General features: G+C 37.9%; 11 protein-coding genes and 1 pseudogene. 10 read left to right on the plus strand and 2 right to left on the minus strand.

Features of this window, described 5'->3' with window-relative positions; translation table 11 throughout:
• The first annotated feature begins 337 nt into the window (after positions 1-337).
• The 9 genes and pseudogenes from BSU00_RS02320 to BSU00_RS02360 all read left to right on the plus strand — a co-directional run bounded on the left by BSU00_RS02320 (position 338) and on the right by BSU00_RS02360 (position 20870).
• Positions 338-5851, plus strand: coding sequence for a SprB repeat-containing protein (locus BSU00_RS02320; protein WP_255402290.1), 5514 nt, complete (start codon positions 338-340; stop codon positions 5849-5851).
• Between the two features lie 164 nt (positions 5852-6015).
• A complete protein-coding gene (locus tag BSU00_RS02325; RefSeq protein ID WP_105002957.1) occupies positions 6016-7506 on the plus strand; it encodes a SprB repeat-containing protein in 1491 nt (496 codons plus the stop codon).
• Between the two features lie 184 nt (positions 7507-7690).
• Positions 7691-14761, plus strand: a complete 7071-nt coding sequence (locus BSU00_RS02330) for a T9SS type B sorting domain-containing protein (RefSeq protein ID WP_105002958.1) — start codon at positions 7691-7693, stop codon at positions 14759-14761.
• 7 nt (positions 14762-14768) lie between these two features.
• Complete coding sequence (locus BSU00_RS02335) at positions 14769-15716, plus strand: type IX secretion system membrane protein PorP/SprF (protein WP_105002959.1); 948 nt, start codon at positions 14769-14771, stop codon at positions 15714-15716.
• A gap of 73 nt (positions 15717-15789) precedes the next feature.
• Entirely contained in the window at positions 15790-16620 is an 831-nt protein-coding gene (gene rluF / locus BSU00_RS02340; protein ID WP_105002960.1) for a 23S rRNA pseudouridine(2604) synthase RluF, read from the plus strand.
• A gap of 91 nt (positions 16621-16711) precedes the next feature.
• Positions 16712-17842 (plus strand): tRNA guanosine(34) transglycosylase Tgt, encoded by a 1131-nt coding sequence (gene tgt / locus BSU00_RS02345; protein WP_105002961.1) that lies wholly within the window; start codon positions 16712-16714, stop codon positions 17840-17842.
• Between the two features lies 1 nt (position 17843).
• Positions 17844-18929 (plus strand): LptF/LptG family permease, encoded by a 1086-nt coding sequence (locus BSU00_RS02350; RefSeq protein ID WP_105002962.1) that lies wholly within the window; start codon positions 17844-17846, stop codon positions 18927-18929.
• Positions 18916-19822: pseudogene (locus BSU00_RS02355) on the plus strand (DMT family transporter). Before BSU00_RS02350 ends, BSU00_RS02355 begins: the two are co-directional and overlap by 14 nt.
• A gap of 94 nt (positions 19823-19916) precedes the next feature.
• The gene (locus tag BSU00_RS02360) at positions 19917-20870 is read left to right on the plus strand and encodes an acetyl-CoA carboxylase carboxyltransferase subunit alpha (protein ID WP_105003390.1); all 954 of its coding nucleotides are present in this window, start codon (positions 19917-19919) and stop codon (positions 20868-20870) included.
• Between the two features lie 97 nt (positions 20871-20967).
• Here BSU00_RS02360 and BSU00_RS02365 read toward each other — a convergent pair whose 3' ends face one another.
• Complete coding sequence (locus tag BSU00_RS02365; RefSeq protein WP_105003391.1) at positions 20968-21903, minus strand: MBL fold metallo-hydrolase; 936 nt, start codon at positions 21901-21903, stop codon at positions 20968-20970.
• 1 nt (position 21904) lies between these two features.
• A complete protein-coding gene (locus BSU00_RS02370) occupies positions 21905-22411 on the minus strand; it encodes a 1-acyl-sn-glycerol-3-phosphate acyltransferase (protein ID WP_369820241.1) in 507 nt (168 codons plus the stop codon).
• 132 nt (positions 22412-22543) lie between these two features.
• Between BSU00_RS02370 and BSU00_RS02375 the strand changes: the two genes are divergently transcribed.
• A complete protein-coding gene (locus BSU00_RS02375) occupies positions 22544-23917 on the plus strand; it encodes a DNA recombination protein RmuC (RefSeq protein WP_105002963.1) in 1374 nt (457 codons plus the stop codon).
• Positions 23918-23966: the final 49 nt, after the last annotated feature.

A 23966-nucleotide genomic window follows, 5' to 3' on the forward strand; every position in this document is an offset into this window, starting at 1 on the left:
TGGAAGCGGATGTACTACAGATATTACCGTTACTGTCTTATCGAATCAAATTTTTAACGGTACTATTTTAGGAGAAACGGATAATTACTGTAATACGCGAGGTAATGGAACTATTACTATTGAGGTATTTAATTTTAACGATGGTGATTACGAGTATTCCATCGATAACCAAAACACATGGATTACTGTAACAGAAAGCCCTTATACCATAACCGATTTAGACTTCGGTACCTATAGCGTATTCGTAAGAGATAAAAATGCTATTGAAACCTGTGTTTTAAGTCTTGGCGATGTAAATATTAAAGAACCAGACGAATTAACCATAACTGCCACAGAAATTTCACCTGCTTCGTGTGCAGCTACTAATTCTGGGGCAACCGTAGAAGTGCAAGCTACCGGAGGAATACCTCCTTATCAGTACAGTATGGATGGTGAAAATTGGCAATCCTCTAATATTTTTACCGATGTCGCACCAAGCGATGACGAATATACATTTTACGTGCAAGACAGCCGAGATTGTAGTGAGTGTGATTGCGATTCTGATGGAGGTGGAGCAGTAGGACCAGGGCCTGCTTGTACCCCCGGATTTTACCAAATCATAGAAAAAGTTTTACGCGTTATTGATCCGGTGACAGGAAATAACGAATTTATATACAATCCTGTTACTGCCTCTGGTGCTCCTTTTGAAACCAATACTATTGCGGTTCATCCAACCAATTACTATATCTATGGGGTACAAATTAGTACTGGATATTTATACCGTATGGATCCGCAAGACCCAAATGGTCTCGTAGAAATTTTAGGACCGGTTACTAATGGCGGGGCTGATTTAAATTTTGATCCTAATATTTGCTCCTTTGATGATGATGCAAATTTATGGTTACGTAAAGGAAATGGCGATTTTTATAAAGTCGACGTAACTACCAGAGCCTACAATAAAATATCCTTTACTGGGCCAAATGCAAAACTTGCAGATATGGTAATTATCAATAACATAGGGTATTCTATTAGAGCAAATAAACTATATACCTTTGATTTAACCACTAATCCTATACAAGGAACAGAAAAAACCATTGCCGATTTAAGTGGAAGCGCGAATAAAGGTTTTGGTAGTGTATTTACTACCCAAGACGGTGATTTGTATGGGTTTAGTAATAATACTGGTGAGGTTTTCCGCATCGATGACTTTAAAACAGCAAACCCTGTTGCCGTTAAAATATACCAAGGTACTCCTTCTAATTTTAACGATGGAGCCTCATGTCCGGGAGCTTGTTTACCGGTACAATTCGAATGTGTATCTTCTACCACAACAACTTTAAAAATAAATGAACCAGAGTCGGTTATCCATACGGCTACTGTGGAAGGATGTTACGACGGAACCAATGGAGAGATAGCTGTAGAGGCTACACAAGGTGAAGGGAACTTCCAGTTTTTAATAGAAGGGCAAACTTGGCAAACTCCAGATCCGGTATCTGCAACTAATTACACCTTTACTGGTTTAATTCCCGGAACGTATAGAGTTCGTGTTAAAGATGCCTTGGGTTGTCTTTCAGAATGGAGCGAACACACCATTGCCGCTCCGGTCACTGCAACCTACACGATAGTTCCGGTAACTTGTAACGATGGCGTTGTAGAAATAACTGCTGCCGGTGGTGACGGTAATTTTGTGTATAGTTTTGTGCCAGTTGGACAAGCGTCTTCTTTTGATACAGTTACGACTTTCAATATTCCTACTGCTGGAAATTACGATCTTTTAGTTAGAGATAACGGCGGAAATTCACCTTATTGTGAATATACAGAAACGGTTTCTGTAACAGCAATTCCTAATCCAGTTGCGGTATTAACAGCAATACAGCCAAATTGTAATTCGGGTGAGGGTGCCATTAGCGTGGCGTTATCCGATGGGACAAACCCTTATGAGGTACAAATTTCGGCTACCGATGGCTCCTTCTCAAATACAGCAGGACCAAGTACTGCAGCCACAGTACTATTTGAAAATTTACTACCAAATACTTACGAAGTAACAGTAACAGATGCGAATGGATGTACAAGTGTACCGGTTACCACAACAATAATTGCACCCGATAGTATTGTAAGTAGTGCAAGTTTAACTACCGATTTTACGTGTTCGGGTAACGGTGTAATCACTTTCGTAGCAGCTACTGGAGGTACTGCACCTTATACTTATGGTATCGATAATGTTTATTCCGACCTTTTAGAGAAGGATGGTTTAACCGAGGGAACTTATGCGCTAACGGTAAAAGATGATAATGGTTGTGTGTTAGATTTGGGTAGTATTACTATTGACCCTTTACCAAGCAAACCAAACTTTAGTAGTGCAATTAGCTACAATTGTGACGGTACCGGAAACCTAACGGTTACCCCAGTAGATCCTAGCTATACCTATACCATCACCGATGGAACTTCTACTACCGGGCCGCAAGCATCTAATTTGTTTTCTAATCTGGTAGCAGGGGTAAACTATACCATTACCATAGATTATGGTAAAGCATGTACCACAGAAATAACTACTAAAGTACAACCTAATAATGAATTTGGAGGAACTATTGTATCGAGTGAAGACAGTTCTTGTTTTGAATCGAATAATGGTTCCATTACTATTGCTGCTAACAACATCACTAATGGAGATTTTGAATATTCTACCGACGGCGGAGTAACCTGGGAAACCGCTATAGACAACCCATACAAAATAGTAGGTTTAGCTGCAGATGCGTATGATATCGTAATTAAAGAAGATACCTGTGAGGTAGCTCTTGGTTCGGTAACTATTAACGAGCCTACGCCAATTACCTTAACGGCGGAGGTAACCCAGTTGCCATCGTGTACCGCAACAAATTCTAATGCTACTGTAACTATAAACGCTTCCGGAGGAACACCACCATACCAGTACAGCATAGACAACGGTGTAACTTGGCAAACCTCCAATGTATTTACCGATGTACCGCCGAGTACCACCGATTACATTGTTAACGTTATTGACAGCAGAAACTGTAACGAGTGTGGCTGCTCTTTAGACCCTTTTGAAAATGGAAGTTTTGAAGAACCAGTGTATAATGGAACTGGTTTTAAAATAATAGACGAAAATCTTGTTCCTGGTTGGGATTCGGATGCCACGGATAATAAAATTGAAATATGGCACAATAATTTTAAAGGAGTGCCTGCTTCTGATGGGAATAATTTTATTGAATTGAATGCTAATTTAGTTTCAGCAATTTACCAAGAATATTGTACGCAACCTGGAGATATTATCAGTTGGTCTGTAGACCATAGAGGAAGAAGTGGTGTGGATGTTGCGGAGGTGCAAATAGGCGGTTCTTTAGCAACAGCTACCACGCAAGAAACTATGAGTGATGGAAAGTCTGCTTGGGGAAGTTATTCAGGTACGTATACCGTACCTGCAGGACAAACTGCCACCATTATTGCTTTTAAAGCGATTTCCACAGCAAGTGGTAGTTTGAGTGTTGGTAATTTTATTGATAATGTAAATATTCAAATCAATAAAGTAAATTGTACACCAATTACCATAAGTGTTCTAGAACCAGAGGAGGTATTGCACCAAGCTACAGTAGAAAATTGCTACGATGGTACCAATGGAGAAATAGCAGTGAATGTTACCCAAGGAGTACAAGATTACTTGTTTAGAATTAATGGTGGTGCATGGATTTCTCCCGATCCTATCGATGCTACTAACTATACTTTTACAGGGCTTGTTCCAGGAACCTATACCATAGAGGTACAAGATGCTTTAGGGTGTATTTCTGATCCATCAACCCATGTTTTAAAAGATGTTTTAACAGCTACGCACACCGCCGGAATCATTACCTGTGATCCTACCAATGTTAGTATTGCCGCCTCGGGTGGTGATGGAAATTACGTATACAGTGTCGTACCAACAGGAACAGCACCTTCGTTTAGTGCTGCTACAGATATTAGTATTGCTACCGCGGGAAGCTATTCCATACTGGTAAGAGACAATAACGGAAATGCCCCATACTGCGAATTTTCAGAAACGATAACTATTGATGCCATTCCTAACCCTACTGCAACACTCGCGGCAACGCAACCTAACTGTGATGGGGATACAGGAAGTATTCGTGTGACCATTTCCGATGGGCAAGCACCATTTACAGTAACTATTGTAGACAGTGGTGGCGCCTCACAAACTACTCCAGCAAGTACCGATACTAATGTACTATTCGATACTTTAGGTACTGGTACATATACAGTTACTGTAACCGATGCTAACGGTTGTTCAAGTGTTGCGCAAACCGAAAGTATTGCAGTACCAAATCCATTGGTTAGTAACGCGAGCCTTACGACCCCATATACATGTACTGGAGAAGGGGTTATTACCTTCGACATTGCTACTGGCGGAACACCAGATTATACCTATGGTATTAATGGCGTATATTCTAATGATCCGGTAAAAACTGGTGTAACAGCGGGAACCTATGTGCTAACAGTAAAAGATGCGAACGGTTGTACATTGGCCCTGCCAGACATTACTGTTGCCCCATTGCCTAGTGAACCTACATTTGTACCTGCGGTAACCTATGCTTGTGATGGAACCGGAACGATAACCATGGATCCTAGCAATGCCGGATATACCTATCAAATTGATGGGATAGCGAACACCCCAGCAACTTCTAACGTATTTACAAATCTAGCTCCTGATGACTATGTAATTAGCATAGACTACGGTAGTGCTTGTACCAAAGAAATTACCGTTAGAATAGAAAACAACCAAGAATTTACAGCGAGTATTGTAAATACTACCAATAGCTCTTGTAATGGAGCGGATGATGGTAGTATCACGATTACCGCTTCCAATTACGGTACTTCTTATGCATATACTACCAACGGAACAGATTGGGTGACAGCTACTAGCGATACGGTTGAAATCTCGGGCTTAGCCCCGGGTGCTTACTCAAATATTCAGGTAAGAACTAGTGCAACAGGATGTACTTTAGACTTAGACGATGTAAACCTAACAGAACCAGCTTTATTAGAGGCTTCTGCAACTATTTTAAAACCAGTTTCCTGTACTGCTCCAGAAGGTGCTACTATAGAGGTAGATGGCACGGGAGGTACTGCAGGGTATACCTATAGTATAGACGGTACCACCTACCAAGCTAGCAAAATATTCACGGAACTTTCCGACGGAACCATTACCGTGTATGTTAAAGATGCCTTCGGTTGTATCGCTACGGAAGATATTACGATTGCCCCAGCTACTCCAATACTATTTGATGTTAGTGCAACCACTTGTTATAATGGTTCTAATGGAGAAATTAATATCACTGTTACCCAAGGAAATGGCAACTACCAATTTAAATTGAATGGTGGAGCTGCGCAAACGCCAAGTCCAGTAACTGCCAATAACTTTACTTTTACAAGTTTAAGCCCAGGTACCTATACCATTGATGTTACAGATGGTGTTGGATGTGAGGGAACACAACAGTCAGTTACTATTTATGATGAATTAGTAGCCACGGCAGTGCCTACCAACCAAAGTTGTGCTGCTGGAAAGATTGAAATTACGGCAGTTGGTGGTGATGGAAATTATGTATACAGCGTTGTACCAGCAAATACAGCAGTTGGTACTTTTGCTTCGGATAATCCTGTAGAAGGTTTAGCAGCAGGTGTTTATGACGTGTATGTTCGAGATAAAAATGGTCTTGCCGATTTCTGTGAGTATTTAATTGAGGATGTAGAAATTTTAAATACAGTTCCTGTCGGTATCACAGCAACGGCCAACCAGCCAACCTGTAATGGAGATTTAGGAAGTATAGAGCCACTATTGCCAATGGAAATGCACCACATACTGTAATAATTTCCGATACTGCTGGTGTTTTACGTACGATTAGTGATTATGTAGGTAGCACAATTGTCTTTAATGATTTACCAGCAGAAAATTATACCATAGCAATAACAGATGCCTTGGGGTGTTCTGTCACTACTAATGTTAGTATAATAAATCCTAATGCTTTAGTAATGGATATTAAGGAGGCTTTACCGGAGAATTGTGTAATTGATACGTCCCTAACTGGATTTGATTTTATAAATATAAATCCTGCTGATTATGCACCTTACCAATTACAATACAGTATCGATAATGGTGCAAGTTGGGCCGATTTTAATACCATTTCCGATGGGCAACTTAGAGGATTTAATTCTGGAGATATTGTTTTTCCAGTACTACGAACAGTAGAATCAGATGGTATAACCACTCGCTGTCTTATCGCATATGGGCAGTATGAAATACCATATCCAGTGGAAGGTTTAATCGTTGATCCTGTGGCAAACCCTACTTCATGTACCTCTGGATTTAGTGTAACTGTTGAGGCATTTGGTGGAACAGGGCCTTATGAGTTTGCTATCGGAACACCAACCACTTGGTTACCACCAGACGGAACGGACCCAAATACACTAACATTTTATAACTTAATTCCAGGATTGACCTATGAATTTTTTGTAAGAGATGCCTCAGGATGTATCAAAAAGAATAATGAAGATGTATATGCAGATTTTACACCCTCTGTTCCTATTAGCGCAACGGTAGATAAAGCATCTTGTAATGGTTCTTCTAATGGTGAAATTACTTTTTCTATAGACAACACCTCTGGTGATTTAGTAGCGCCGTTTACCTATACATTATTCAAAAGAGACGCAACCAATACCGGTGTAGCTGTAACGGGGTATGAAAATATTTCGCAAGCAGATTTTGCAGACATTACAGTTACAGGGCTAAACCAGGGCGAATATTATATTTTAATTACCGGTTCTGGTGCAGGATGTCAGTTTGGTAGTACCGATACATTAATTCAAGAAGGAGTAGCTATTAATGGTAGTATTTCAAAAGTAAACGATATTACCTGTGATGTTGATGGTGCCGTTCGTGTAGACAATGTTACTGGTGGTTTTCCCGGGTATACCTATTCTGCTAAAGTTTATGAAACTGGAAATAATACAAATGCCATTGCATTTAATATCACAAACGCTGGCTTGGTAACCGTTAACGATACCGATCTTGGTGGTGTTACTTCTGTAGATGTGGAAATTTCAGTTACAGATTCTAATGGATGTCCACAGGTACTAGGTATAGAAACACTTACCCTATTACCACCACCATCTATTGCTAGTGTGACCTCTAGTTCTTGTGATACGAACAAAACAATAACCGTAGTAGCATCTGGTGGAACTGCCCCTTACCAATATTCAATAGACGGTGGAAGTACTTATACCAATACAACTTCAAATACCACCTATACTTTTGATGGCTTAGTAGCCAACAGCTATGATGTTGTAGTAAAAGATGCTAATGGTTGTACCGATACACAAAATAACCAAATTGTATATCCGGGTACTAACTTTACTTTAACCACTGGTCAAAATTTAAATTGTGTTCCAGGAGAAGCCGAAATTAACGTTACTTTAAATTCTGGCGCAAGTTGGTACTGCGGGAGACTTTACTTATGTAATTAACGCTGTTTCAGCTCCAGCAATTACACCTTCACCGAATACAGGAACCATAGTAGGTACCGATACTACAGAGGTAATTACTGTTGCGGCAGAAGGAACTTATGAAGTTACGGTAACGGATGTAACCTCTGGTTGTGTACTGTCGCAACAAATTACCATCGCACCCACCATTTCACCAAACTTTGATTTGGTCGTTACTGCTGATGATATTTGTTTCGGTTCTGCGACAGGAGAAATTCAAATTACAGAGATAAATACTAATATTAATCCGTTAACTTATGCGATAACAAATAGCCCTGCTAATGCTTTTAATGGGCCTGTAACATCGTTAACTATTGGAAATTTAGTAGCAGGTAATTATACTATTGAAGGCACAGGAACCAATGGATGTACGTTTAGCAAGTCTATTGAAATAAAAGAAAACCCGCAATTGGATGTTCCTGATGCGGCAGTAGCAGTTTCAAACTTTAGTTGTACAACAAATACCAACGATGTAAACTTTGCCACCGTTACCGTTGATCCAACTAAAATAACTGGAGGAAGTGGAACTTTTGTCCGTTATGTGTTTGAATTTGAAGAAACTGGTTCCGGTATTGTAATTGCTACAGATACACAAGATAGTACCAACCCTAAGTATGTGGTTACTAACGAAGCAGGAGGAACGGTAAATATAACTGTATACGACAACCAAGGATGTGCAGGTACGGCAACTACCACTATACCGCCTTTCTCTAAACTAGAGACGATTAGTGTGGCTGTAGATAATGCAATTACTTGTACTACCCAAGAGGATATAACAGTTAGCTATACAGGAATTAATATTAATCCATCGCAATTAACCTATCGCGTTGTAAATGCAGATACTTCTGTAGATACAACAAATAGTTCGGGAGATTTTGATGGTTTACCAACAGGTTTTTATACGGTTTCTATTATAAATACGGCAACGAATTGTATCATTAGCACAACCCATGAGGTATTCGACAAGCCTGAATTTTTCTTAGAGCTAAGCAAAGACCAAAACGTATCTTGTTTTGGAGCCACCGATGGTGCCTTTACAGTTACTTTTAGTACTGCTACTCCGTATGCAGATACCTATGACTATGTGGTGTATGATGCAATTACTAATACGGCAACAAGTATTACTGGAACTAACATTACTGGAGGAGAAACAATAAATGGTTTAGGCGCCGGAAGTTACTACGTGGTAGCTACCATGACAGCTTCTCCGTTCTGTCCGGTGACCTCACCAACCGTAACCATAGAAGGTCCTGCAGCTGCCTTAGACCTTTCGCTAACAAATACTCCTGTTAGTTGTGTTGGCGGTAGCGATGCATCGATAACTGCAACTGCAACTAATGGTTGGGGTGGCTACGAATTCCAACTAGAAAATGCTAGTGGTATTATAGAAGCATATAGTACTACTAAAGTGTTTAATGGTTTATCTGCAGGTACCTATACCATAACAGTTCGCGATGCAAATGGTTGTCCAGTTTCTCAGGATATTACCATAGATAATCCAGACCCAATAGTCTTTACTTTAGCTAAAGACGACCAAGCTTGTGATGCTACTTCTGGTGGCAGCATAACAGTTATTGCTACTGGAGGAACTGGTAGTTATACCTATGTTCTTTTAGAGGGAACAACAGTTATTCGTACCCAAACTACCAATGTTTTTGACGATTTGGGGGCCGGAACTTATACGGTAGAAGTATCGGATACCAATTCTTGTAGCGCTGCAGCTAGTACTCCGATAACCTTAGTGCCAAATTTAGTATTTACAGTTACAGAAACGAAAAAAATAGATTGTTCACCAACACCAGATGGTACCGTTGAAATAAAGGTAACACAAGGTTCTGGATCGTACGCCTACGAGGTAGAGGATAGTGCAGGTAACGATTTATTCGGTAAACTTGCGATTACCGGTACTTCAGAATCGTTTGTGGTTACTACTGCGGATACTTATAAAGTTCGTGTCTATGATACAGCTGCTAACCCCGAATGTGCTATTGAAAAAAACATTGTAATTGCAGAACCTATTCTTCCGATATTCCGATACGAAAAAGAAGATAGTACTTGTGCAGGTTCTAATTCTGGTGTGATTCGATTGTATGCCGATGCCAATGGTATTTTACCATTAAGCTATAGTATAACACCTGATGTTGGTAATTTTAATGCTACTGCGAATAGTTTTGAAAATTTACCCCCAGGAACCTATGCGGTAACCGGAACCGGAACTAATGGTTGTGCAACAACAAAAACAGTTATTATATCAGAGCCACAACCAATAGTACTGCCAACACCGGTAGTTACCGAATTTAGCTGTATCACTGCCAATGAAACGGAATTGGCAGCTATTACCATTCCAAATTCTGGTGCCGATGTAATAACAGGAGGTTCTGGTAACTATATACGTGTAATTTTCACCGACACAAAAGGGACTACCGATGCCGCAGACGATGAAATCGTTCAAGATGGTCCAAGTTTAACGTATACCACAGCAAACGAACAAGGTGGAATTTTCCAAGTTGAAGTATTCGATGACAAAGGTTGTTCCGCGATAGAAACAGCTACCATAGCAGCATTTTCTAAGTTTGAAGATGCAACGGTTACTGTAGATAAATTAATAGAGTGTACTGCAGGTGAAAATATTACCGTTACCTACAGCGTTACCAATCCTTTGGCTGCTGGTGTAGATGTGTCGTTTACCATAACAAAAACTGGAGATTCTTTTACGGAAACAAATACTACAGGAAGTTTTGTTGATTTGAGTCCTGGTTTTTATACCATAGCGATAACCAACCCAACGACAGGTTGTATCTACGCCGTGAATCATGAGGTATTAGAAACACCAGAATTCTTATTAGACATCAATAAAACAAGTAATGTTGCCTGTTTGGGTGGTACTGAGGGAGAAATTAGCTTTACGTTTAGTTCTACTACACCATATACAGGCTTGTATTCGTATGAAGTATTTAATACAACAGGTTCTGTAGGAAGTATAGTTACTGGTGCAAGTGGTCTTTCTACTGCAGGTAATTTGCCAGCAGGAGAATATTATGTTGTAGTAACGATGGAAGAGAGTCCTTTCTGTCCGGTTACTTCTTCTACAATTACTATTGAAGGACCTACAACAGCTCTAGATATAGCCCTTACCAGCACTGCAATTAGTTGTATTGGAAGCAGCGATGCATCGATAACCGCAACTGCAAGTAATGGCTGGGGTGGCTACGAATTCCAACTAGAAGATGCTAGTGGTACTGTTTTAGAAGGTTTTAGTACTAGTACGGTATTTACCGGGCTTGCTGCAGGAGATTATGTGGTAATAGTTCGCGATGCCAATGGTTGCGAGCAACGAGATACGATCACCATTACCGATCCTACTGCTATTACTTTTACGCTTAGCAAAGACGACCAATCGTGTGATGCAACTTCTGGAGGAACTATTACAGTTAGTGCTTTAGGAGGAACAGGAGATTACGTGTATATTTTATACGATACTGTGAGTGGTAATGAATTACGTCGTCAAACAGATGCAGTATTTACCAATTTAGGTGCTGGAGAGTATACCGTAATGGTTAACGATTCTAAAGGGTGTAGTGCTGCTTCTAATGCATCGATTACTTTATTACCCGATTTAGAGTTTACTATTGCAGAAATTAAGAAGTTAGATTGTTCTGTTACACGCGATGCGGAAATTGAAATAAGTATTACTTCTGGTTCTGGTTCTTATGCCTATGAGGTTAGTAATAGTGCAGGGGTGGTATACCCAAGAACGCCAATTACAACAGGAGCTACTTCTGTTATCTTTACAGTAAACACTGCAGATACTTATACCGTACAAGTGTACGACGTTGCAGCAACACCAGAGTGTATTGAAGTTTTATCCGTTTCAGTATTAGATCCAATTCTTCCAATTTTTAACTATGATGTAGAGGATAGTACTTGTTTCGGAGCCAATAATGGAGTTATTCGACTGTATGCTGAAGATAATGGTGTTTCTCCTTTAACCTATGCCATTACGAATGCTCCGGATGCTAGTTTGATCGGAACTACGAGTTCTTTTGAATTTACTAATTTGCCTCCTGGTATATATGAAGTGACTGCTACGGGTACGAATAGTTGTACCACCGCAGAAAATATCACTGTAGAAGAGCCACAAGAAATTAATGTGCCATTTGTTACGGTATCGGAATTTGGTTGTACCATAGGAAACGATACTACTTTTGCAAGTATCACCGTGGATGAAGCCCAAGTTACCGGAGGATCACAAACTTACAACAGAGTAGTGTTTACAGATACCAGTACTAATGCTGTAGTGCAAGACGATTCTAGTTTTGTATTTACCTCTACCGATACTGACGGAGGAACCTATTTGATTCAAGTATATGACGATAAAGGTTGTGTTGGAAGTACTACTGCCACGATTCAGCCATTTGAGGTTCTATTAAGTGCTGTAGTAAATGTAACCCAAGAGATAGATTGTGATACCAATGAAACTATCCAAGTGGATGTTAGCTCGAGTATACCAGTAGCAGCAGGTGATCTTACCTATAGTATCTCAGGCCAGAATTCTGGGTTCACAGCTACCAATACTACCGGAGAGTTTACAAATTTAGTAACGGATATTTATACCATTGCAATAGAACATACTATTACTGGTTGTATTTTGGAAACTAGTCATGAAGTAGATGCGATACCAACGTTCTCTTTAAACGTTACCAAAACATCTAACGCTACATGTATTGGTTCTGCAACCGGTTCGTTTACCGTAGACTTTAGCACTGCATCGCCATATGCAGGCCTGTATTCTTACGAAGTGTATACGGCAGCTGGAACCACTACCGGAATTACTGGTTCAGGAGCGACTGGTGTTACCACTATTAGTGATTTGGTGGCTGGAGAGTATTACGTAGTAATTCGCATGGAGGAAACTCCAGACTGTGAAGTTACGTCACCAACAGTTACGATAGAAGATCCTACTGCAGCACTTTCTTTGGTTGCAGATGCACAATTGATAAGCTGTATCACTTCAGACTCTGGAGAAGTAGTACTAACCGCTGCAGGAGGTTGGGGTGGCTATACTTATGAAGTAACGAATACCACTACCGGAATTGTGATACAATCGTTTGCAAGTACCTCTAGTGTTACAGGTTTAAATGCAGGATTGTATGAGGCTACGGTAAAAGATGCTTTAGGATGTGAAGAAACCATAACCTTCGAATTGTTAAATCCTGAGCCTATAACCGCTGATTTCAGTGTTGTTGAAAACCTTTGTAATGGAGAACAAAATGCTACGATTACCATAACTAACGTTCAAGGAGGTCAAGGAAATCCTGCAAATTATACCTATGCATTAACTTATCCAAATGGAACGATTTCTGCGAATCAAGCTAGTAATGTATTTACAGATTTAACTGAGGGTAGTTATAGTTTTGTGGTGTATGACGAATTTGTATGTGCAAGCCAACCAGTAACCGTTACTATAACAGATCCTACGAAGGTTATCGCTTCAGCTTCTGTGGTCGCTCCTATTACTTGTGATAGAACCCAAGCAATTGTGGAAGTTTCTGGTGCAGGAGGAGCAGGCACTTACGAATACAGTACAGACGGAATTACCTTTGTAAGTTCGAATGTATTTACGGTAGACGCTGGAAAACACCAATTATATGTTCGCGATGCGAATGGCTGTGTATCGGATCCTTTCGAGTTGGTAACCGTAGATCGTTACGATCCTATAGACATTAATTTAGATATAGAGTCAGCCTTTATTACGTGTAAAGGAGAAAACAATGGTGTATTAACGGCTAATGTAATTGACGGAGGATTCAATAACTATGAGTACGAATTATTAGATGCAAGTGGTGCTATCGTAAGACCGGTACAAGCCTCTAATACTTTTGAAGACTTAGCAGAGGGTAGTTATAAGATTCGCGTGTACACTACCAATTCGAATGGTGATGTATGTATCGAGGATACCGCTGTACAAAGTATTGCCGAACCAGAACTTCTTCAGGTAGCTGCATCGCAAATTAATTTAAGTTGTAACGGTGGAGCAGACGGCAGTATTACGGTAAACGCAGAAGGTGGTAATGAAGGCTATGAATACAACATAAGCCCTGGTTTCCCATCGAACAAGTTTGTAGACTACAATGTTTTTGAAAACCTAACAGCAGGAGAGTATACAATAACGGTAAAAGATAAAGTTGGATGTTTCCAAACGATTACTAGAACAATTGTAGAACCAAGCGAAGTGGCTGTAGACTTATCGGCCGTAGTACAACAAGAATGTATCTTAGACCCAAGTCCTACGATTACTATTGAAGCTTCCGGTGGATCTGTTACCCCCGGAACTGCAACCTATATCGTAAGTATTAATGGTATTGATTTACCGGGTACCTATCCGGAAGGAACAATTACGTTAGGAGCTGCCGAAGGGATTGAGGCCAATCAGTTCTATGGAATTTCAATCCGAAGCAACGATACTTGTGCTCCGAAAGAGTTAGATGTTGTGGCTACAACAAAACCAGTAGATTTGCAGTTAGAAAATCTATTGGAATACAATTGTCCTAACGGAAATGTACTATCAGCATCTGTACAAGAGGAATACAAAGACGTAGTTGTGTATTCTTTATACGATGATGGTATTTTACAAGCCTCAAATGATACTGGAATATTTACTAATCTTGCTCCAAGCGATAAGTATACTATTGAAGCGGAGCATATTAATAAAGGTTGTCCGGTGGATATCCCAATTCAGGAGGTAATTGAAGTACAAGAACTAGAATTAACTTTAGACGATTCTCAAATGAATCTACTAATTGCTAACGGAAACTTCGGAGTACCACCGTACGAATACAGTTTTGATGGCGGTGACTTCGATATTTCTAATCAAATTACCATATACGAGACAAGAGATTATACGGTTAGAATCAGGGATGCTCGTGGTTGTGAGTTAGAGTTAATTATTCAAGGAAATTATATTACCATTGAAGTACCAAATATATTTTCACCAAATGGCGACGGAACTAATGATTACTGGTATCCGAAAAATGTAAGAGATTACCACAATTTGGAAGTGTTAATATTTGATAGATATGCACGTAATATCGTTTCCTATACTGGCTTACAAGAAGGTTGGGATGGAACTTACGAAGGGAAAAACCTTCCAACCGGTGATTATTGGTACACGATATACTTTACCGAACTTTCCGGGCAAAGAAGAAAAATAATGGGTCACTTTACACTTTATAGATAGAAGAATAATGAGAAAGATATTTGTAATTTTAACAATGTTAATGTTTGGTGGGTCACTTTACTCACAAGAAGTTGAACTACCGACCTATGTGAGTCATTTGGCAGATAATCCCTTTGTGATTTCGCCGACCTACGCAGGAATTGGTGCAGGTTTGCAAATGCGTTTAAATGGAGTGAGCCAATGGATTGGTTTAGAGAATGCTCCCGATACACAGTCGCTGTCGGTAGAGGCGAGGATAGCGGAACGATTTGGAGGAGGAATTATATTCTTTAACGATAAAAATGGATATACCTCGCAGCAAGGTGCAAAGCTTTCCTTTGCTAGTCACTTAACCTTGAGTGATTTTTACAATAGCTTTTTGTCTTTTGCATTGAGTTATTCGTACACCCAATTCAATTTGGATACTTCTGAAAATAATTCCGGAGAAACACTTCCAAATAGATCTTTTGGAAATTCAAATTTCGATGTAGGAATGCTTTTTCGTTTTGAAAAATTTAGTATAACCTTTAATATTGGAAATTTATTAGATAAAGACGTTCGAGATTTTGATACTAACGAACCAAAAATTTTGCGAAAATACACGGTGTTTTCTTCCTATGTCTTTTCAAAACTAAGCACTAGATTTGAGGTAGAGCCTTCGATGCTCGTGGAATATAGAGAATTTGATAAGCGTTCGAGAACAGATTTAAACGTAAAGGTAAGAAAAGGAATACGAGACGGTTATTTATGGGCAGGATTGAGTTATACATTCTTGAACGATCAATTTTTTAATCCCAACTCCCTAGGACCTTTATTAGGTTTGAAAAAGAATAATCTTTACATGTCTTATGGATTTGGTATCAATTTAAATAAAGTACAAGATTTTAATTACGGAACCCATATGATAACACTAGGCTTTGATTACGACAAAAGACCAAGTTTAGCACGATGTACACAAAAAATGATGATTTTTTAGTAGTAGTGTATATACCAATATTAAATCCTCAAGATACTTTCAGTACTTGAGGATTTTGTTTTTCTTTGTAGTAATGAAAGATAATGCTATTTCCACCAATCTGAATAAGTATATCAGCACTACAGGAATTTGTTCGCGTAGGGAGGCTGAAAAAATGATATTGGCAGGAAGAGTAACCATAAATGGTAAGCCAACTCAACTCGGAAATAGAGTGTTTGCAGGAGATATCGTTAAAATTGATGGTAAGCCTTTAAAAGCAAAGCCTAAAACGGTATACATCGCTTTAAACAAGCCCATAGGTATTGTTTGTACCACAGACAGTAAAGAAAAAAAGAATATCGTAAAGTTTATCGGTCATCCACAGCGATTATTTCCAATTGGTAGATTAGACAAACCTTCAGAAGGTTTAATTTTTTTAACCAATGATGGAGATATTGTAAATAAAATACTAAGAGCTGGAAATAATCACGAAAAGGAATACATAGTTACGGTAAACAAACCGATTTCAGAACGTTTTTTAAAACGTATGGCCAACGGTATTCCTATATTAGGAACGGTTACCAAAAAATGCAAAGTAACGCAAGTTAATACCACTACTTTTAAAATAATTTTGGTACAAGGTTTAAATCGTCAAATACGCCGTATGTGTGAATATTTGGGATATGAGGTGCAAAAACTGAAACGTACCAGAATTATGAATGTTTCTCTTGGGACATTAAAAACAGGAGATTGGCGAGAATTAACAATCGCAGAGATGAATGCTCTTAATGGATTATTGGTTACCTCATCTAAAACAGAAGAAGCCTCTTTAAATAACTCTAGTATTCCTAAAAGCAAATCTAAAAAACCAAACTTTAGCCCTAGATCTAAATTTGGAAGAACACGAAAGAAGAAGCACCGTTAGTGTTTTCTATGCGAGAGTATTTTACATATGCTAGGAAACTTTTAACACAGTCTTTTTTACCATTCCGTTTACAATTGTATCTTTGTCGACTATGCAATTTAATTTAAAATCAACCGATCCTAAAAGTAAAGCACGCGCTGGTGTGATTACTACCGATCACGGAACTATTGAAACGCCAATTTTCATGCCTGTTGGTACTGTTGGAACGGTAAAAGGGGTGCATCAATCCGAACTGAAAAATGAAATTAACCCCGACATCATACTAGGAAACACCTACCACCTCTACTTGCGCCCGCAAACTAAAATTTTAGAAGCAGCAGGTGGGTTACATAAATTTATGAATTGGGATCGCAATATACTAACAGATAGTGGCGGTTACCAAGTGTATTCTTTATCTGGTAGAAGAAAAATAAATGAAGAAGGGGTGAAGTTTAAAAGTCATATTGATGGTTCTACCCATTTTTTTACTCCGGAAAACGTAATGGAAATTCAGCGAACTATTGGAGCGGATATAATTATGGCATTTGACGAATGTACACCTTATCCTTGTGATTATGGGTATGCAAAGCAATCGATGCACATGACGCACAGATGGTTAAAACGGTGTATTTCCCACCTAGAAAAGGTACCAGTGAAATACGGTTATCAACAAACCTTTTTTCCAATAGTACAAGGGAGTACATATAAAGATCTTCGAAAGCAGTCTGCCGAATTTATTGCATCGGTAGAGGCAGAGGGGAATGCCATTGGTGGGCTTTCGGTTGGGGAGCCCGCTGAAGAATTGTACGCCATGACAGATGTGGTTTGCGACATACTACCAGAGGATAAACCGAGGTATTTAATGGGTGTTGGTACTCCAATTAATATTTTAGAAAACATTGCACTCGGTGTAGATATGTTCGATTGCGTTATGCCTACCAGAAATGCAAGAAATGGAATGCTATTTACAGCACACGGTACTATTAATATTAAAAATAAAAAATGGGAAAATGACTTTTCTCCTATCGATGAAATGGGCATTACCTATGTAGATACGCTGTATTCCAAAGCGTACCTGCGCCACCTCTTTGCGGCAAAAGAAATGTTGGGAAAACAAATTGCATCCATTCACAATCTTGGTTTTTATTTGTGGTTAACACGAGAGGCGAGGAAACACATCATTGCAGGCGATTTTGCACAATGGAAAGATACCATGGTAAAGCAAATGAACAAACGATTATAGGTTGAAATTAATTGATAGATACATACTGAAAAAGTTTTTAGTAACGTTTTTATTTACCTTACTAATCTTATTGCCAATAGCTATAGCGATTGATATAGCTGAAAAAATAGATAAGTTTTTACGAGAAGAAAACCTTACTATACTGGAGGTAGTTAGAGATTATTATGTGAATTTTATTATCTACTATGGCAATACATTCATGCCGTTAGCATTGTTTATCTCCGTAATATTATTCACCTCTAAACTAGCTAATAATACTGAAATTGTTGCCATAAATAGTTCGCAAATTTCATTCACAAGATTTTTATATCCGTACTTAGTTGGGGCAACTATTATCGCATCTGTAGCTTTTTTGATGAATCATTTTGTAGTTCCATCGAGCAGTAAAACGAGAAAAGCTTTTGAAAAGAAATATCTAAAAAAGCGAAAATTCACCGATAATACCATTCGTGAATTTAGTTTGCAGTTGAATGATAGCACCTATGTTTTTATTCAGAACTTTAACTTGAAAAATAACTCTGGTTATAATTTTTCTATCGAAAATTACGATGGAATAGCATTAAAATCAAAATTTACAGCAGACAATTTAAACTGGAATAAAAAAGATAGCACCTTTAAACTTTATAACTGGAAAAGAAGACTAGTTTTTAAAAATAGAGATAGTATCTCTTTTGGTAATTCTATAGATACCGTTTTTGCTTTTTCGCCAAAAGATTTTAACTATAAAAATATCGTGGCACAAGAAATGCAATCCGGTGAATTAAAGGATTTTATAAGTATTTCCAAAAAAAGAGGTATTAAGAATTTAAACCAATATTATGTAGAATTGTACAAGCGAACTAGTTTGCCAGTAGCCTGTTATATTTTAACACTTATCGCCGTGGTATTGGCACATAAAAAGAAACGAGGAGGCCTAGGACTTAATTTAGCCTTAGGAATAGCAGCTATGTTTATCTATGTCTTCTTTATGAAAATTGGGGAAGTACTTGGAGCTGTAGCTGGTGCCAATCCTTTATTGAATGTATGGATGCCAAATATCCTATTTGGAACCTACGCAATATACTTATATTTTAATGCAAGAAAGTAAACTAAAAAGTTATTTATTACTCCATTTAATAGTATTTATATGGGGTTTTACTGCGATTTTAGGCGCCTTAATAACCGTTGACGCGATACCGCTCGTATGGTTTAGAATGTCCTTAGCAGTTGTTTTTATTTTACTCTATTTTTTGATGACTAAGAAAAACTTTAAAATCGCACCTAAAGCGCTATTAAAATTTGTTTTTTCGGGCATTATTATTGCTGTGCATTGGATTACTTTTTTTAAGGCAATAAAAGTATCTAATGTTTCCGTGGCTCTGGTAACGATGAGCACAGGTGCTTTCTTTGCGTCTCTTGTAGAACCTATTTTTTTCAAAAGAAAAAATTAGGTCTATAGAAATACTTTTAGGTATTATGGTGATCTTAGGCCTGTATATCATTTTTAATTTTGAAAGCCAATATACTATGGGTATTGTTTATGCGCTAATTTCGGCGTTCTTATCGGCCCTATTTTCGGTCTTAAATGGTTTGTATGTAAAACGTTATGAGCCCGATGTAATTTCTTTTTACCAACTTTTTTTTGGGGCATTAGCCATAACGTTCTACTTTATAGTTAACCAGACATTTTCGCTGTCTTTTTTTACGCTCTCCGGCACCGATTGGATTTATCTGGTTATTTTGAGTAGTGTTTGTACCGCCTATGCTTTTATAGCATCCGTAAAAGTCATGAAGCATTTGACTCCTTACACGGTAATGCTAACTATTAACTTAGAGCCTATTTACGCCATAATTTTAGCTTTACTTGTTTTTGGAGAAAAAGAGCAAATGAACCCTGAGTTTTACTATGGAGCATTTATTGTTTTATTTGTAGTTTTACTAAACGGCCTTTTGAAAAACACCAAATTACCGAAAATAAAAATGCGAACGAAAAATAACTAAAAAAGCATTAGTTCTAAACTAGCTTTATAAATTTTTAGTATGTTTGTCTTCACAAACAACTATTGAAAGTAAGTATAAAATCAAACTATACATTATGGAATATTTAGATTTTGAAATGCCAATTAAAGAATTAGAAGACCAATTGGCAAAATGTTACGACTTAGGAAAGGAGAGTGATGTAGACGTATCAAAAACCTCGAAGGAAATTGAAAAGAAGATAGAAAAAGTAAAAAAAGATATACATAAAAACCTAACGCCATGGCAACGTGTGCAGTTGTCTCGTCATCCTAACAGACCCTACACGTTAGATTATATTCATGCGATATGTGGAGATACCTTTATGGAATTGCACGGGGATAGAAGTGTTAAAGATGATAAGGCAATGATTGGTGGTTTAGGAAAAATTGGAGACCAGTCTTTTATGTTTATCGGACAACAAAAAGGGTACAATACCAAAACAAGACAGTATCGAAATTTTGGGATGGCAAATCCTGAAGGGTATCGCAAGGCTTTGCGTTTGATGAAAATGGCCGAAAAGTTTGGTATTCCTGTGGTAACCTTTTTGGATACTCCAGGTGCCTATCCTGGTTTAGAAGCTGAGGAACGAGGGCAAGGAGAAGCGATTGCGAGGAATATTTTAGAAATGACTCGTCTAAAAACACCTATTATTACGGTAGTTATTGGCGAAGGTGCCTCTGGTGGTGCAGTTGGTATAGGTGTTGGTGATCGTGTTTATATGATGGAAAATACTTGGTATACGGTAATATCTCCTGAATCTTGCTCTTCTATTTTATGGCGCAGTTGGGAATACAAAGAACAGGCTGCCGAAGCATTGAAGTTGACCGGTGCCGACATGAAAAAATTAGCCTTGATTGACGGTATTATTAAAGAACCTTTAGGTGGAGCACACTTTGATCGTGATGGTGCTTATGAAGCTGTAAAATCACAAATACTAAAAGCTTTCAAGGATTTAAAAGATTTAGATTACCCAGAGTTAATTGAACAGCGTATGGACAAATATGCCAACATGGGCGTCTATAAAGAATAAAATTACTCTTTAACAAGCTAAGTAAAAAAGGTCGTTAGAATACTGTAATTATTCTATCGATCTTTTTTGTATTACAGCTGTTTAACAGAGTTAAAAATTAAACGATACTTTTTTCTTTAGCGACATTGTATCCTTGGCGAATAACCTCATGTTTTGCCTCGCTATTTTGATCTAGCAGAGGATTTGTATGATTAAAATGTATAAAGTGAATTTTATTTTTATCTCGCAGTGATAAATCGTTAAATAATGCCATGCTCTCGGTAACAAATGGATGTGGCACTTCTGCCATGTCTCGTTGAATTTCTCCATTTTTATAAAAAGTAGCATCCAAAAATGCTATATCTACAGCGGTAATAAGTGCAGTAATATTCTGCTGCCATTTTTCCCATTTGTCTATATCCGGAATAAATAGTGCTTTTTTATTATTACACTGAACTATATAGCCAACTGTTTCTGTGTATTCGTCTCGATGGGGTACTAGTATGGGGGTCACTGCTATTCTGGAGTTCAATACAATTTTTTGATTTTCTTTTATTTCGTTAAGCTGGATATTTTGATTGGTTACTAATTGCTCCCATGGTCCGTTAGTAGAAAGGTATTCCACCATTCGTGACATCCCATATACTGGTATTTTTTTTGCACTCATAGCTTCCTTTCCAAGATACATTAAGCCAGTATAATGGCCAATATGACCGTGTGTTAAAAAAATACCATCAGGAATTGTTTTTTCTTTTACGTGAGAGGTAATAAGTGAAACTTGCTCTGTAAAATCTGGCGTTGCGTCAAAAATCCAACACTGGTTGGAAATGGGATCAACCAAACCAATAGAGCTTACCATTTTTCGCAACGATGGCTCTGTTTTAACGCGATTACAGCATTCTTTTGTACAAGATATTTGCGGATAGCCAGCATCTTGCGTAACACCTAGAATTACAAAAAAAGGGTCTTTTGAAGAAGTAGTTTTAGGTTCTTTTCCAGAACAACTAAATAACAGAAGCATGTAAAAAAAGAAGAAACTACTTGTGATTTTCATTTTAATTATATTTGAATAATTCTGGTTTTGCACCTTGAACACCTCTATAAAAATCATAAAAGACCTTGAAATCTTTCTCCATATTATCCGTAGGGTAAAAGGGTTCTGATACTGCTACTTGTTTTTTTCCAAAATCTAGCGTAAACATAATAATAGGAATATTGGCACCTTTGGCGATGTAGTAAAATCCAGTTTTCCATTTTTCTACTTTTTTGCGCGTGCCTTCCGGAGATAATGCCAAGCGAAATTCCTCCCTTTCTTTAAATAATTGGACGATAGCATCTACTTTATTGTTACTTTTAGAACGATCAATAGGCGCGCCTCCTAACCACTTAAAAAGGAAGCCAAAAGGAGGTTTAAACAATGCTTTTTTTCCTATAAAATTAATTTTCATACCCCAACTATTTCGAGCGAGAACAGCAATAGGAAAGTCTTTCCAGCTGGTATGTGGCGCACCTATTGCAATAAATTTTTTAATGTCTTCCGGGAAATTACCAACTAATTTCATCCTAATATTTTAGTGTAAATAAACTTAGAAATCATAATGCATAAATATAATTCAATGTTACGGTTTTCTATAGAGATATGAAATATAATTCTGTGAAGTTAGCTTATATTTGTATATTAAAAATAGAACCAAATGAATACCACCTTATTTTTAGTGTTAGCTTTGCTACTTGGTTTACTTTTAGGGGTTATAATCGGACACCTTCAAGCAAGACTAAAACGAGTTAAAATAACCGAAGCATTGGAAAATAATTGCAGTGTTTTGGAAGCTAAAATAGCTACTTTACAAACTCAAAATACCGATAGCCATAACGTATTTACTTTGCAAAAAGAAGATTTTCAGAATCGATTAGCACAAAAAAATGAGGAAATTAAAGTACTTCGGCAAGAAAAAGAGTTTTCAATATCCGTGCTAGCTCGTAAGGAAGAAGAATTAAAAAACACAGAAGCTAAGCTTCATGAGAATAAACAGGAGGTAGAAAATCTTCAAGCAAAATTCACTAAAGAATTTGAAAATTTAGCAAATAAAATTCTCGAGGAAAAATCAACGAAGTTCGCAGCCCAAAATAAAGAAAACTTAAAGCTGATTCTAAATCCTCTGAATGAGAAAATCCAAACCTTTGAAAAGAAAGTAGAAGACTCACAAAAGGAAAGTATTTCCATGCATTCTGCATTAAAAGAACAATTGCTCGGTTTAAAAGAGTTAAATATGCAAATGAGTAAAGAAACTCTCAACCTAACCAAAGCCCTTAAAGGAGACAGTAAAACACAAGGGAACTGGGGAGAGTTGGTTTTAGAAAGAGTTTTGGAAAAATCAGGATTAGAAAAAGATAGAGAGTATTTTGTACAACAATCTTTTACCACAACAGACGGAAATCGAGTGCTTCCTGATGTAGTAATTCACCTGCCAGATAATAAAAAAATGATTGTAGACTCCAAGGTTTCTTTAACGGCTTACGAACAGTATATTAATGCAGATCAAGAAGCGGATAAGGAACGTCATGGTAAAGAGCATTTGAATTCACTTAAACGCCATGTAGAACAACTTTCCCAGAAAAAATACGAAGACTTGTATAGTATGGAATCTCCAGATTTTGTTTTGTTATTTGTTCCTATAGAACCCGCATTTGCGGTAGCTTTAAATCAGGATAGTACATTGTACAACAAAGCTTTCGAGAGAAACATAGTTATTGTAACGCCTACTACTTTACTAGCAACACTTCGAACCATTGATACCATGTGGAATAATGAAAAGCAGCAAAGAAATGCTATCGAGATCGCAAGACAAGCTGGTGCTTTATACGACAAATTTGAAGGATTGTTGAAAGACTTGATAAATATCGGAAAAAAAATAGAGGCGACCAGAACGGATTACAGTGCTGCCATGAATAAATTAGTGGAAGGCCGAGGTAATTTAATTACCAGTGTTGAAAAGTTGAAAAAAATGGGAGCAAAAGCAAAAAAAGCACTTCCAGAAAATATAATTGAACGGGCAAGTGAAGAGTAATAAAAAAGCGACCAATAAAGGTCGCTTTTTATTGCTTGTATGTTTAGTT

Source organism: Tenacibaculum sp. SG-28 (assembly GCF_002954385.1).
Lineage (GTDB): Bacteria > Bacteroidota > Bacteroidia > Flavobacteriales > Flavobacteriaceae > Polaribacter.

Coding starts and splice junctions, on each gene's coding strand:
- BSU00_RS02325 (WP_105002957.1), top strand. CDS start 6,016: ATGGATATTAAGGAGGCTTTACCGGAGAATTGTGTAATTGATACGTCC.
- BSU00_RS02335 (WP_105002959.1), top strand. CDS start 14,769: ATGAGAAAGATATTTGTAATTTTAACAATGTTAATGTTTGGTGGGTCA.
- rluF (WP_105002960.1), top strand. CDS start 15,790: ATGAAAGATAATGCTATTTCCACCAATCTGAATAAGTATATCAGCACT.
- tgt (WP_105002961.1), top strand. CDS start 16,712: ATGCAATTTAATTTAAAATCAACCGATCCTAAAAGTAAAGCACGCGCT.
- BSU00_RS02360 (WP_105003390.1), top strand. CDS start 19,917: ATGGAATATTTAGATTTTGAAATGCCAATTAAAGAATTAGAAGACCAA.
- BSU00_RS02365 (WP_105003391.1), bottom strand. CDS start 21,903: ATGAAAATCACAAGTAGTTTCTTCTTTTTTTACATGCTTCTGTTATTT.
- BSU00_RS02370 (WP_369820241.1), bottom strand. CDS start 22,411: ATGAAATTAGTTGGTAATTTCCCGGAAGACATTAAAAAATTTATTGCA.
- BSU00_RS02375 (WP_105002963.1), top strand. CDS start 22,544: ATGAATACCACCTTATTTTTAGTGTTAGCTTTGCTACTTGGTTTACTT.